Annotated in this window: 13 protein-coding genes; 11 read left to right on the top strand and 2 right to left on the bottom strand. The window is 62.0% G+C overall.

The window, feature by feature from the left end:
- Positions 1 to 119 precede the first annotated feature (119 nt).
- A complete protein-coding gene (gene metR, locus C4J89_RS05585; RefSeq protein ID WP_124361487.1) occupies positions 120 to 1037 on the bottom strand; it encodes a transcriptional regulator MetR in 918 nt (305 codons plus the stop codon).
- A 182-nt stretch (positions 1038 to 1219) separates the two neighbouring features.
- On the opposite strand from metR, the gene C4J89_RS05590 reads away from it, so the two are divergent.
- The 5 genes from C4J89_RS05590 (at position 1220) to C4J89_RS05610 (ending at position 4863) form a co-directional block, all read left to right on the top strand.
- Complete coding sequence (locus tag C4J89_RS05590) at positions 1220 to 2239, top strand: alpha/beta fold hydrolase (RefSeq protein WP_124361488.1); 1020 nt, start codon at positions 1220 to 1222, stop codon at positions 2237 to 2239.
- 56 nt (positions 2240 to 2295) lie between these two features.
- Positions 2296 to 2949, top strand: coding sequence for a DsbA family oxidoreductase (locus C4J89_RS05595; RefSeq protein WP_124413959.1), 654 nt, complete (start codon positions 2296 to 2298; stop codon positions 2947 to 2949).
- A gap of 215 nt (positions 2950 to 3164) precedes the next feature.
- Positions 3165 to 4085, top strand: a complete 921-nt coding sequence (locus tag C4J89_RS05600) for an arginase (protein ID WP_124361490.1) — start codon at positions 3165 to 3167, stop codon at positions 4083 to 4085.
- Entirely contained in the window at positions 4082 to 4462 is a 381-nt protein-coding gene (locus tag C4J89_RS05605) for an EamA family transporter (protein WP_124413960.1), read from the top strand. Before C4J89_RS05600 ends, C4J89_RS05605 begins: the two co-directional genes overlap by 4 nt.
- Positions 4459 to 4863, top strand: coding sequence for an EamA family transporter (locus C4J89_RS05610; protein ID WP_124361492.1), 405 nt, complete (start codon positions 4459 to 4461; stop codon positions 4861 to 4863). Before C4J89_RS05605 ends, C4J89_RS05610 begins: the two co-directional genes overlap by 4 nt.
- Before the next feature lie 117 nt (positions 4864 to 4980).
- On the opposite strand, the gene C4J89_RS05615 is transcribed toward C4J89_RS05610, so the two are convergent.
- On the bottom strand, positions 4981 to 5736 hold the full coding sequence (locus C4J89_RS05615; RefSeq protein WP_124413961.1) for a MipA/OmpV family protein: 756 nt from the start codon (positions 5734 to 5736) through the stop codon (positions 4981 to 4983).
- A 232-nt stretch (positions 5737 to 5968) separates the two neighbouring features.
- On the opposite strand from C4J89_RS05615, the gene C4J89_RS05620 reads away from it, so the two are divergent.
- The 6 genes from C4J89_RS05620 to C4J89_RS05645 all read left to right on the top strand — a co-directional run bounded on the left by C4J89_RS05620 (position 5969) and on the right by C4J89_RS05645 (position 13326).
- Positions 5969 to 6667, top strand: coding sequence for an MtnX-like HAD-IB family phosphatase (locus C4J89_RS05620; protein WP_124413962.1), 699 nt, complete (start codon positions 5969 to 5971; stop codon positions 6665 to 6667).
- A complete protein-coding gene (locus C4J89_RS05625; protein WP_124361495.1) occupies positions 6660 to 8054 on the top strand; it encodes an aspartate aminotransferase family protein in 1395 nt (464 codons plus the stop codon). The genes C4J89_RS05620 and C4J89_RS05625 overlap by 8 nt, the downstream gene beginning before the upstream one ends.
- Positions 8051 to 8899 carry a carboxylesterase gene (locus C4J89_RS05630; RefSeq protein ID WP_124413963.1) on the top strand — a complete coding sequence of 283 codons (849 nt, stop codon included), beginning with the start codon at positions 8051 to 8053 and terminating at the stop codon, positions 8897 to 8899. The genes C4J89_RS05625 and C4J89_RS05630 overlap by 4 nt, the downstream gene beginning before the upstream one ends.
- A 137-nt stretch (positions 8900 to 9036) precedes the next feature.
- Entirely contained in the window at positions 9037 to 10161 is a 1125-nt protein-coding gene (locus C4J89_RS05635) for a GNAT family N-acetyltransferase (RefSeq protein ID WP_124413964.1), read from the top strand.
- On the top strand, positions 10161 to 11939 hold the full coding sequence (locus C4J89_RS05640; RefSeq protein WP_124413965.1) for a HAMP domain-containing sensor histidine kinase: 1779 nt from the start codon (positions 10161 to 10163) through the stop codon (positions 11937 to 11939). Before C4J89_RS05635 ends, C4J89_RS05640 begins: the two co-directional genes overlap by 1 nt.
- The gene (locus C4J89_RS05645) at positions 11929 to 13326 is read left to right on the top strand and encodes a sigma-54 dependent transcriptional regulator (RefSeq protein WP_124361499.1); all 1398 of its coding nucleotides are present in this window, start codon (positions 11929 to 11931) and stop codon (positions 13324 to 13326) included. The genes C4J89_RS05640 and C4J89_RS05645 overlap by 11 nt, the downstream gene beginning before the upstream one ends.
- The last annotated feature ends 48 nt before the right edge of the window (positions 13327 to 13374 follow it).

Consider the following 13374-nt stretch of genomic DNA (forward strand, 5'->3'; position numbering starts at 1 on the left):
GGGCAAGCCCCCTCCCACATTTGGAACGAGGCATCAGTTAGAGAGGCTTCGGCTCCCGAGCCGCCACAGGTTCAGGGCCGTGCCAAAGTTGGCAGGTAACGGGGAGCCTGTCGCGGGCCTCAGCGCACCGCACTCACGCCATCGAGCGTCGAAAATGACGTGTCTTTGGCCGTCAGCAAGAAGTCACGCATGTACGGCGCATCGAGCATGTCCGCCCGAATCCCCGCATACAGCGTGGCGAACAAACCTTTCTCGCCCAGCCGCTTGGCCTTCACATAACCGCGTGAGCTGTACTCGTGCAGCGCCCAGTGGGGCATGCCGCACACGCCACGGCCGCTGGCCACCAGTTGCATCATCATCACCGTGAGCTCCGAGGTGCGCACCTGGGCGGGTTCCACGTCGGCCGGCTCCAGGAAGCGGGTGAAGATGTCCAGGCGATCACGCTCCACCGGGTAGGTGATCAGGGTTTCCGTCAGCAGGTCTTGCGGCACGATGTAGGATTTATTCGCCAGCGGATGCTGATTGGCCACGGCGAGCATGGCTTCGTAGGTGAACAGCGGCACATAGGTGATGCCCGGCAGCTCCAGCGGGTCGGAGGTCACCACCAGGTCGAGGTCGCCACGGGCCAGGGCCGGCAGCGGCGCGAAGGCAAAGCCCGAGGCCAGGTCGAGCTCGACTTCGGGCCAGGCATCGCGGAACTGATCGATGGTCGGCATCAGCCACTGGAAGCAGCTGTGGCATTCGATGGCCATGTGCAGGCGCCCGGCGGTGCCGCCGGCCAGGCGTGCGATGTCGCGCTCGGCGCCGCGCAGCAGGGGCAGGGTGGCGTCCGCCAGTTGCAGCAGGCGCAGGCCGGCGCTGGTGAAACGCACCGGTTTGGTCTTGCGCACGAACAGCGGCATGCCCAGGCGCTCTTCCAGTTCCTTGAATTGGTGAGACAGCGCGGACTGGGTCAGGTGCAGGCGCTCGGCCGCCTCCACCAGGCTGTCGGCTTCGCGCAGGGCGTGCAGGGTCTTGAGGTGACGGATCTCGAGCACGGGCTCTCCATGAAGACAATTTGTGATGAAGCGGAATGGCGTGAGTTTGTCTCATGTTGCCGCGCATGTCGACCAGTGCCGCCTAGCACTCTTCATCAAACTGTCATCGAACTGTGGCAGCGCGCTTGAACAAACTTCATCAGACTCGCGCTCTACTGGGGTTCTGCGTTTCGGTGTTTTTCATGCGCGTGTTGCTTTTACTGGCCGCTCTGTTGTTCGGCCTGCCGTCTTTTGCGGCTTCTCGATGTGACGTCAATGTCCCGACCCAAACGGTCGACCTGGCTCAGGTAAGCATCGCCTACCAGAGTATCGGGCGTGCGTCCGACCCTGCCTTGCTGCTGGTGATGGGCCTGGGCGGGCAGTTGATCCACTGGCCTGACGAAGTGGTCGTCGCCCTGTGCCAGCAAGGTTTTCGGGTAATCCGCTACGACAACCGCGATGTTGGTCTGTCCACCTGGCGCCAGGCACCGGCCAGCGCCAATCTGACTTTCGAGGTGCTGCGCTACAAGCTCGGCCTGCCGGTGGCGGCGCCCTACACGCTGACCGACATGGCCGACGATGCCTTGGGTTTGATGGACGCATTGCAGGTCCGGCAATTTCATGTGCTGGGGGCGAGCATGGGCGGCATGATCGCCCAGCACCTGGCGGCGATGGCGCCGCAGCGGGTGGAAAGCCTGACCCTGATCATGACCAGCTCCGGCGCCGAAGGCCTGCCGGCCCCGAACGCGGCGTTGGTGCAGTTGCTGTCGCGACGCAGCGCGCCCAATCGCGAAGTCGCCCTGGAACAGCAAGCCGATCTGCTCGCCGCGCTGGGCAGCCCGAATGTGCAGGATGATCGCCAGGCATTGCTGCATCAGGCGGCGCTGTCCTATGACCGTGCCTTCAACCCCGAAGGCGTGAAGCGCCAGATCATGGCGATCCTCGCCGAGCCGAGCCGCGTGCCGTTGCTCAACCAGTTGCGGGTGCCGACCCTGGTGGTTCATGGCACCGCCGACCCGTTGCTGCCGGTGATGCACGGCGTTCATCTGGCCGCGCATATCCAGGGCAGCCAGTTGAAATTGATTCCAGGCCTGGCCCACCGTTTCCAGGAGGCGTTCAAGGCGCCGTTGCTGGCGGCGGTGCTGCCTTACCTGCAAGCCCATCGCGAAGATACCGCGCACTGGGCGCAGATCGACCTGGGCGAGCCTTCGAAGCTGCTGTGAAGGTGGTGTATCGTGTCGCTTTTGCGGCGCATTAATGCCAGCGAGGTGGCCTGCCCATGAGTACTCCCCTGAAAATCGATTTCATCAGCGACGTGTCTTGCCCCTGGTGCATCATCGGCCTGCGCGGCTTGACCGAGGCCCTTGATGAGCTTGGCGCCGAGGTGCAGGCCGAGATTCATTTCCAGCCGTTCGAATTGAACCCGAACATGCCCGCGGACGGGCAAAACATCGTTGAGCACATCACCGAAAAATACGGCTCCAGCGCCGAAGAGTCCCAGGCCAACCGCGAGCGCATTCGCGACATGGGCGCCGCGTTGGGCTTTGCCTTTCGCACCGATGGCCAGAGCCGCATCTACAACACCTTCGATGCGCACCGCCTGTTGCATTGGGCCGGTACTGAAGGCTTGCAATACAACCTCAAGGAGGCGCTGTTCAAGGCCTATTTCACCGACGGCCAGGACCCCTCCGACCACGCGACCCTGGCGATCATCGCCGAAAGCGTCGGCCTGGACCTCAAGCGCGCCGCCGAGATTCTCGCTAGCGACAAATACGCCGCCGAGGTGCGTGAGCAGGAGAAGCTGTGGATCACCCGTGGCGTGAGCTCGGTGCCGACCATCGTGTTCAACGACCAGTACGCCGTCAGCGGCGGGCAGCCGGCAGAAGCCTTTGTTGGGGCGATTCGCCAGATCATTAGTGAGTCCAAAAACTAAAGCCAGACACCGATCAAAATGTGGGAGGGGGCTTGCCCCCGATTACGGTGTGTCAGTCACCAATAGTTGGCTGACACACTGCTATCGGGGGCAAGCCCCCTCCCACATTTTGATCTGCGCTGGTCTGAATATCTCCCTGGCCCATCCCTTGCATTGACCCCCTAAAGCCCACCCGGTCTGCGGTTGGGCGCTGCCATTAGGGATGAAACACTGCCTTGAACATTCTTGACCTCGACCACAGCCTCACCGCTCAGGCGCCGATTGCCCAGCGGTTGGCCAGCGGCCGGGCCACGCGCCTGGATCTGCTGGACCTGGGCCCGAAGCTGCGCCTGTGGTCCACCGAAAAAACCTGGAAACGTTTCGTCGAGCGCCTGGCCCAGCGGCCACGGCCCAGGGATGCGCGCCCGGAAATCCTGTTCGTCGGCTCCGGCGACTATCACCACCTCACGCCAGCGTTTCTCGCCGACTTGAAAGAACCCATCAGCCTGATCCACTTCGACAACCACCCCGACTGGGTGCGCTTTGCGCCCAAGCGCCACTGTGGTTCGTGGGTCAACCGCGCGCTGAAGATGCCGGCGATCAAACGCATCGTCACCCTGGGCCCCTGCAGTGACGACCTGCATAACCCGCAACTGCGCGGCGCTAACCTCGGCGCCCTCAAGCGCGGGCAGTTGCAGCTGTTCCCCTGGCAGCACCCGCCCTCGAAAGTCTGGGGCCGGGTTGGCGATGGCGCCGGGCACCGACAGCAGGAAAATCACCTGCACTGGCGCAACCTGGCGGAGCTGGACTGGGCCACGTTCCTGGACCAGATGATCGCCAGCCTGCCCACCGAAGCGGTCTGGATCACCCTCGACAAAGACGTGCTCGCCAGTGAAGACGCCGCCACCAATTGGGACCAGGGCGGCATGCGCCTGAGCCACTTGCTCCAGGCCCTGCGGGCGTTGGCCGCGCATAAACGCATCATTGGTATCGACGTGTGCGGCGAGTTCGCCGCGCCTGCCTTCAGCAACGCGTTCAAGCGCTGGGAAGCCAAGTCCGACCAGCCCCCGCCCGAGCGCTGGAGCGCGCAGGATTTGCAGCGCAATGCCGCGACCAATGCGGCGCTGATCGATCTGTTCGAGGAGTTGTTCCCGTGAGCCTGACCGTCATGATGTTGCTGGCGCTTTCCATCGTGCTCGATGTGGTCGGCCAGCTGTGTTTCAAACTGGGCGTGGACCGTTTGCCGCAACTCGATGGCGGTTTCCGTCTGCGCGCGTTCTGGGGCCAGGTGTTCAATGCGCCGCTGCTCTGGGCCGGCATCGGCGCCTATGTGATCGAGTTTTTCGTCTGGCTCGAAGCCTTGTCCCGTGCGCCATTGAGCCTGCTGTTTCCGCTTGCGGCGTTGGCCTATTGCCTGGTGGTGCTGGCAGGCAGGGTAGTGCTCAAGGAAACCGTCAGCCGACGCCGTTGGCTGGGCACGCTGGTGATTACCTTCGGCGTGATGTTGGTGGCGATTGCGGGGGGCCAGGCATGAGTACGCAAACCGTCGACGCGGGCTGGTTGCATGGGCGGCTTGGCACGCTGGTGCTGTGGGCGCTGTTGATCGCCACTGAAAGTGCCGGGCAGCTGTTTACCAAGGTGGCCGGTGATCAATTGGGGCAGATGGATTTCACCTGGCAGTGGCTGGCGGATGTCGCGCGCAACCCGGGGATTCTGGCGGCGATTGCCAGTTATATCAGCGCGTTTTTCGTGTGGATGCTGATCCTGCGGCGCAGCAGTTTGTCGTTGGCCTTTCCGTTGAGTTCGCTGGTGTTTGTGGCGGTACTGCTGGGGTCTTGGCTGGGGTTGGGGGAGCACATCAGCCCGCTGCACTGGGTGGGAGTTGCGGTGATCATTGCTGGTATCGCCCTGCTGGCCGAGGGCGAAGAGAACTGAAACACGATCCCGTGTGGGAGGGGGCTTGCCCCCGATTGCGGTGTACCAGTCAGCCATTTTTTAACTGACAGACCGCCATCGGGAGCAAGCCCCCTCCCACATTTTGACCGAGGTGAATCAATCGAAGGTGTAGCTGATCGCCGTCTGCACCTGGCCCTGATTCACCGCGCCGGCTTGCCTGACAATGCTGCTGTTGGCCGCCGAGCCGACCAGGTGCACCCAACTCGCGCTGGTCAGCAATGACCAGTTGCGCGCCAGGGGGAACTGGAAGCTTTGGCTCAAGGTGACGTTCTGGAAACCGCCACTGGCGTTATAGGCCTTGAACCCCGTGGCGGCCGCCTCGTTATCGTCCACCCCGAAAAATGTCTGGTTCTGGCGCGCGTCGGCAAAATGCGCGATCAACCCGCTGCTGCCGATAATCCCACCGCCCAGCGGGTAACCGAGTTCACCGCCGACCTTGCCCAGCACCCCGCTCTGGGAATGACCACCGCCCACGGCCTGGCCCAGCTGCGCGTAGACCCGCCAGAAATCGGCCGGCGCGTACTGGACGAAACCGCCGACCTCGGCCATGTCCGACACATTGCGCAGGCCTTGCAGCGCGCCGTTGGAGGTACGCCCTGACAAATAATTGATGTACGGGCCGGCGGTGAGGCCGTGGGCGTTCAGCGCGCTCCAGGTCAAGCCGTCATCGGTGCTCAGGCTGAGGTCACCCCAGTCCAGGTCCAGGTAGGGCACGGGGCGGGTTTCGTAGCGGCTGCCGGTCGGGTCGTGGGGTTGGTAGCTGACGCCTGCGCCGACGTCTGCGGTGATGCCACCGGCCTGGGCGCTCAGGCTCAGCAGTCCGACGAGTGCAGCGCATGTGATCCTCAACATGGTCACAGTTCCTGGGTGAGTGGACAGGCGCGCATGAACGCGCAAACCCTGGCGCCTGCGCAAGCACTCATCTTGTTTGTAGCAAGCTACAAAAATTGTAGCTTGCGGCCCACCTATCGCCCGAAATATCCGGCAAAGCCCCAGCCCCGCTGGGCTTTAGCCAATTGGCACGCTCCCTGCTCTACCGGTAAGGCAAGCGCATACAGCGCGCCTCTTTCCAAAGGTAGACGCAATGATCCAATGGCATATCGTGTGTGACTTCGACGGGACCATCACCCCCACCGATGTCATCGACAACGTCCTCCAACGCTTCGCCGGCCCCGAATGGGAAACCATCGAACAGGAATGGCTGGACGGGCATATCGGCTCACGCGAATGCCTGAGCCGCCAACTGGCGCTGATCAAGGCGACCCCGAGCGAGCTGCTGGCCTATTTCGACAGTGTCGAGATCGACCCGGACTTCCCGGACTTCGTCGATCACGTCATGGGCCTGGGCGCGACCATCGAAGTGGTCAGCGACGGCATCGAGCAGGGTATCGCGCGCATTCTGTCGCGCAACTACGTGACCTTGCTGCCGATCCTCGCCAACCGTCTGCGCCAGGTCGACCAGAACAGCTGGCGCATTGACTTCCCGTACGCAAGCGCTGCCTGCCGCGCCGCTTCCGGCAACTGCAAATGCAAATCCACGCCGCGCAACAAGCGCGTGCTGGTGATCGGCGACGGCAAGTCCGATATGTGCGTGGCCTCCACCGCCGACTTCGTGTTCGCCAAGGGCAGCCTCGCCGAGTATTGCATCGCCCACCAGATTCCCCATGCGCGCTTCGACACCTTTGCCGAAGTGCCTGCATTGCTGGCGCAACTGCCACAAGGCATCGCCGCCAACGCCACCTCCTTTACTGCCGACACTCAGGAAATTTTCCATCATGTCTGATATCCGTATCGCTACCACTGAAGACCAGATCCTTCTGGATAAAGAAGCCAAGTACTGCTCCTACGGCGACACCGTGCATTACATCGAGCCGCCGCGTATTTTCAGCCGTTGCGAAGGTTCCTACGTGTGGGACACCGAAGACCAGGCCTACCTCGACCTGCAAATGTGGTACTCGGCCGTCAACTTCGGCTACGCAAACCCGCGGCTGAATAACGCACTGAAGCAACAGATCGACACCCTGCCGCAGATTGCCAGCCAGTACCTGCACAAGGGCAAGATCGAGCTGTCGGAAATGATCGCGGTGGACGCCAAGAACAAGTTTGGCCTCGACGGTCGCGTGCACTTCAACGTCGGTGGTTCGCAGTCGATTGAAGACTCGTTGAAAGTGGTGCGTAACGCGTCCAACGGCAAGAGCCTGATGTTCGCCTTCGAGGGCGGCTACCACGGGCGCACCCTCGGTGCCTCGTCGATCACCTCCAGCTTCCGCTACCGTCGCCGCTATGGTCACTTTGGCGAGCGCGCCAACTTCATCCCGTTCCCTTATCACTTCCGTGGCCCGAAAGGCATGACCAAGGAAGAGTACGGCAGCCACTGTGTGCAGCAATTTGCGCGGTTGTTCGAGACTGAATACAACGGCGTCTGGGACCCGAAAACCAACCAGTGCGAATACGCGGCGTTCTACGTCGAGCCGATCCAGGGCACCGGCGGCTACGTGATCCCGCCGATGAACTTCTATCGCGAACTCAAGCATGTGCTGGACCAGCACGGCATTTTGATGGTCAGCGACGAAATCCAGATGGGTTTCTACCGCACCGGCAAACTGTGGTCGATCGAGCACTTCGACGTGCAGCCGGACGTGATCGTGTTCGGCAAGGCGCTGACCAACGGCCTCAACCCGCTGGGCGGCATCTGGGCCCGTGAAGAGTTGATCAACCCGAAAATCTTCCCGCCAGGTTCGACCCACTCCACCTTCGCCTCCAACCCTTTGGGCACCGCGGTCGGCCTGGAAATGTTCAAGATGACCAGCGAGGTCGACTACGGCGCGATGGTCATGGCCAAGGGTAAATACTTCCTCGAAGGCCTGCAGGACTTGCAGAAACGTTTTCCGATCATCGGCGACGTCGACGGCCTGGGCCTGGCGCTGCGCTGCGAAATCTGCGGCCCGGACGGTTTCACCCCAGACAAGGCAACCCTGGACTACATGGTCGAGGAGGGCATGAAAGGCGACATGCTGGTGGATGGCCAAAAGCTCGGCCTGATCCTCGACGTGGGCGGCTACTACAAGAACGTGATCACCCTGGCGCCGTCCCTGGAAATCAGCTACCCGGAAATCGACCTGGGCCTGAAGCTGCTCGAGCAACTGCTGGTGCGAGCGACCACACGGTGAGTGTCGGCGAGATCGACCTCGGTGAAGGTGATGCCGGCTTCGTTCTCGGTGCTGGTCCGGTCGGGATCCTGTTGATCCACGGCCTGACCGGCACCCCGACGGAATTGCGCCAGGTCGCCAGGGGGCTGGTCAAGGCGGGCAACTGCACGGTGTACGTGCCCACCCTGGCCGGGCACTGCGGTGATAACAGCGACTTGCAGGCCACCGGCTGGCGCGACTGGTACGAAGGGGTGCGCAAGACCTTCGCACAGATCGAGCGGCGTCACGCGCAAGTGTTCGTTGGCGGCTTGTCCATGGGCGCGGTGATGTCGATGTATGTGGCTGCCGAACACCCTGGGCGGGTTGCCGGGCTGCTGATGTACTCCACCACCTTGAAGTACGACGGCTGGAGCATCAATAAACTGGCGTTTCTCACGCCGTTGCTGATGAAGATTCCGTTCGGCGTGCACCTGTGCAGCTTCGAAGAAAAGCCGCCCTACGGCATCAAGAACGAACGCCTGCGGGCCGTCGTCGAGCGGCAGATGAAGCAAGGCGAAAGCAGCGAGGCGGGGTTGTTGACCATGGAAGGCATTACTGTGCGCGAGTTGCACCGCCTGAACGCCGTGGTCAGGAAACGCATGCCCGAGGTCAAGGTACCGACGCTGGTGCTGCACTCCATCGAGGACGACATCACCAGCCGCTGGAACGCCGATTATGTGGAGCGCCACCTCGGTGGCCCGGTGACCAAGATCCTGCTGGATAACTGTTACCACATGATCACCGTCGACCTGCAATACCGCCGGGTGATCGAGTTGAGTGCCGCGTTTATCGAGCAGCATTCGGTGCAACTCAATCGTGTGGCCTGACCCGCCTACCTGTAGGAGCGAGCTTGCTCGCGAATGTCGTTAACGATAACGCGTACTGCCAGGCTGAGTACGTTGTCTGGGCGATCTTCGCGAGCAAGCTCGCTCCTACAGGGATGCGGTATCGATAAGGAAAAACTGTGATTACCACCCAAGCCTTCCCGACCCTGCGGGCCATCCAGCGCGATGCCTGGAATGACTGTTTTCCCGGTGCCCTGGAGGACTGGGACTATTACCTCGCGGTGGAAAACGCCGCGATCGATGACTTTCAGTGGCGTTACCTGGCGGTTTACGAAGAGGGAACGCTGGCGGCAGTGGCTGTCGCGTTCATCACCCATTATCGTCTCGACACGACGCTGTCGGGCGCTGGCAAGCGCTTGACCGAACGTGTGGCGCGACTGTGGCCGGGTCTGTTGCAACTGGGGTTGTATGCCCTCGGTTCGCCGGTGGCCGAGCGCTGCGACGTTGGTTTTGCCAGTGGCGTGGCGGATGCGCGGCGCCCGCAGTTGCTCAAGCACTTGCTCGAGGTCGCGCGCCGGGATGCGGATGACTTTGGCATCGGCCTGCTGGCAGTCAAGGACGCACCGAGCAACGACCCGCATTGGGTCGAAAGTTGCCGTGCGGCTGGCTTTCAAAGCATGCCGAGCCTGCCCACGGGCGTGTTGCCGCTGCCCTACGGCTCAGTGGACGCTTACCTTGGCTCGCTGGGTAAATCCACCCGCAAAGACCTGCGCCGCAAACTGCGCGCACCGGGGCCGCGAGTGGAGTGGCGGCACAACATCGATGATGTGCTGCCCGAGGTCATGCGCCTCTATGAAGCCACGCTGATGCGCGCGGACTTGCAGTTCGAACGCCTGCCCGCCGGTTACTTCACGGGGATTCTCGAACAGCTGCAAGCGCGTGCGGTGTGTGTTCTTTACTGGGTGGACGAGCACCTGGTGGCGTTCAATCTGATCCTGCTCGACGAGCATCGGCTGATCGACAAGTTTTTCGGGCATGACATCGCGTTCAGCCGTGAGTACAACCTGTACTTCCGTAGCTGGCTGACCAATGTCGACTACTGTATTCAACACAATATTGCGGTGTACGAGTGCGGCCAGGCCGGGTATGCCAGTAAACTGCGCCTGGGCTGCCAGTTCCAGGGCAACAGCCTGTTCTTCCGCCACCGCAATCGGTGGGTCAACGGCGTGCTCAAGTTAGTCAAAATGTTGTTCCGACCGGATCGTTCCGACCCTGCCATGGCTGCTGCGATAAGCGAAACCTGATGATCACCAAGACCCGCCAGAAAGCCCGCCCCTTTGCCATTTCGCGCTGGAGCGTCCAGCGCAAGCTGGTGCTGGCCTTCTGGCTGGTCAGCGTCATTCCGACCATGATTGCGGCGGAATTGGCCGCCACCACGTTGTCGCAGATTTTCGACAGCAACGTGCGGATCTGGCTGCAGGAGTCGACCAAGATCGTCAAGGACGAGATCGGCGACATCCTTCACGACAACGCGCGCATGGCCAAGCTGTTCCTGCGCTACACCAGCCCACCCTCATCGCGGCAGGCCGAACGGCATGACCGGCTCACCGCCGACATCGCCGATGCCACCGACATCGATGTGGTGGCGCTGATTCGTAGCAGTGATCACAAGGTGGTGTTCAGCACCGCCGCCGACGACATCGTCAAGCAGATCAACCTGACCAGCAACACGGTGTTGCAGACCGTACAGGTGGCCGGCGTCAGTACGGGCCTGGTGGTATCGACCTTCGAAACCAACCGCGATGGCGTCGATTATCTGTTGCTGGTGGCCACCTACCTGGACAGCAGCTTCCTTACCAGTGTGGCCGATGTGCATTCCCTCGACCTGCGCCTGTACCTGGCCAATGCCACGGGGTTTTCCGAGATATTTTCCACCCAGCGCTTCGAAAACCACCCGGCGCGCATCCCGAAGAATGTCGAAGCCGAGCTGCGCAGCACCCGGCAGCCGAGCGAGCAGTTCACCAATCAGTACAGCGGCTTGTACTGGCCGATATTCAACGATGCCGGCGAGCTGCAAGGCGTGATCTTCAGCGGCCTGCTGCGCCACACGAGCCTGGTGGGGCTGGTGAATCAGAGCAACTTGTTCGTGTTGATTTTCCTGGTCAGCTCGGCGCTGTCACTGGCGGCAGGGGTGTGGGTGTCGCGGCGCCTGACCCAGCCGCTGCGGGACTTGTCCCAAGGCGTGAACGCGGTGATTTCCGGCAACTACGCGCACCGGGTAGAGGTCAGCGGCGGCGACGAGCTGGCGCAACTGAGCAGCACCTTCAACCACATGACTGAACGCCTGGGCGAATTGCATCACTTGGAAGCCCAACTGCGCCGGCGTGATCGTCTGCACGCCCTGGGTGAAGTCGCCATGGGCCTGGCCCATGAAATCCGCAACCCGTTAGGGATCATCAAGACGGCCACTCAACTGTTGCACCGACGCGCCGACCTTCCGGACGCCGACAAACGCCACTTGGAGTACGTCATCAGCGAGGTCAGCCGGATCAACGACCTGATCACCGAATTCCTCGACTTCGCCAAGCCCAATCCGCCGATACGCGTACAGCAACCGGCCCGCCCGTTGGTGGAAGACATCCTCGGCTTCTGTGGCCCGGAGTTGAGTACTCACAATATCGATGCACAGATTGACGACCAGGCGCCCGACGCTACGCTCTACGCGGATGCCAAGCAGCTCAAGCAGGCCTGCCTGAACCTGATTCTCAACGCCATCGACGCGATGCCTGAAGGCGGGCGTCTCACCCTGGGTATCCGCAGCGTGGGTGACACCACCGTGATCAGCATCGCCGATACCGGCCAGGGCATCCCGGCGGATTTGGTCGAGCGCATTTTCACGCCGTTCGTCACCACCAAGGCTTCGGGTACAGGGCTGGGCCTGGCCAAGGTCTATTCGATCATGGAGAGTCACGACGCCAGCATCGAGTGCGTCAGTGAGAAAGATGCCGGCGCCACCTTCAACCTGTACATTCCCGCTAACGGTGAAGACGACGGCGAGGATGAGAACGGGCATGACGCATAACGTATTGGTGGTCGACGACGAGCCCAAGCTCTGTGACCTGTTGTCATCCGCCCTGAGCCAGAACGGCATCCAGGTGTTTACCGCTGGTAATGGCCTGCACGCGCTCAAGGTGCTGGAGCAGGAGGACATCGACCTGGTCATCAGCGACTGGCGCATGCCGGGCATGGACGGGCCGGCGTTGCTGGCGGAAATCAAGCAGCGCTATCCGCAGTTGCCGGTGATCGTGATGACGGCCTACAGCACCGTGAAAAATGCCGTGCAGTCGATGCGCAATGGGGCCTACGACTACATTGCCAAGCCGTTCGATATCGACGAGCTGGACATCACCGTGGCCAAGGCCCTGCAGTTTCGCGACATCATGCGCGATAACGCGCGCCTGCGTGCCGAGCTGGATGAACATGCACAGTTCGACAGCCTGGTGGGTGACAGTCCAGCGTTTCGTAAAGTGTTGCAAGCGGTGGACTCGGTGCGCGACAGCAGCGCAACCATCCTGCTGACCGGCGAAAGCGGCACCGGCAAGGAAATGGTCGCCCGCGCGATCCACAAGCATGGCAGCCGTGCCGACCAACCGTTCGTGGCGGTCAATTGCGCGGCGATTCCTGAGGGGCTGCTGGAAAGCGAAATGTTCGGTCATCGCAAAGGCGCTTTCACCGGCGCCGTGGCCGACCGGGTAGGGCGCTTCATGCAGGCCGACAAGGGCACGCTGTTTCTTGATGAAGTCGGTGATATGCCGCTGGCCTTGCAGGCCAAGATTTTGCGTGCTTTGCAGGAACGGGTCATCGAACCGGTGGGTGATCCCCGCGAGCGCAAGGTGGACGTGCGGGTGATTGCCGCGACCAACAAGAACCTGCTGGACGCGGTGGCCAACAAGGAATTTCGCGAAGACCTTTATTACCGGCTGAATGTCTTCCCGATTCCTTTGCCGGCCCTGCGCGAGCGCGTGGAAGACATCGCACCCCTGGCCCGGCACTTCGCCCGCACCCTCAGTGCGACCGCCGGCAAACGCATCACCGGGTTCAGCCCCGAGGCCTTGCAGGCCATGGCCGCGTACCACTGGCCGGGCAATATCCGTGAGCTGCAAAACTGCGTGGAGCGGGCGACCATCGTGGCGGCTTCGTCGGTGATCGAGGATATCGATTTGCCGGGGTATTTGTTTGCTTCGAAACCGAGCGAGGGCGGGGTGACGGCGATCCTCAGCGACGGGCCGGGTGTGCCACAGGACCTGGATGCGGCGCTGGCGGAAGTGGAGAAAGCCTACATTTTGGCGGCGTTGCAGGAGAGCAATGGCGTGCAGGCTGCGGCGGCAACGAAGATCGGTATCTCGGAGCGCAGCTTCTGGTACCGCCTGAAGAAGCTGGGCATCCAAGTCGACAAAATAGTCCGCTGAAACACTGTGGTTAAAACTGTGGGAGGGGGCTTGCTCCCGATAGCGGTG

Source organism: Pseudomonas sp. R4-35-07 (genome assembly GCF_003852235.1).
GTDB lineage: Bacteria > Pseudomonadota > Gammaproteobacteria > Pseudomonadales > Pseudomonadaceae > Aquipseudomonas.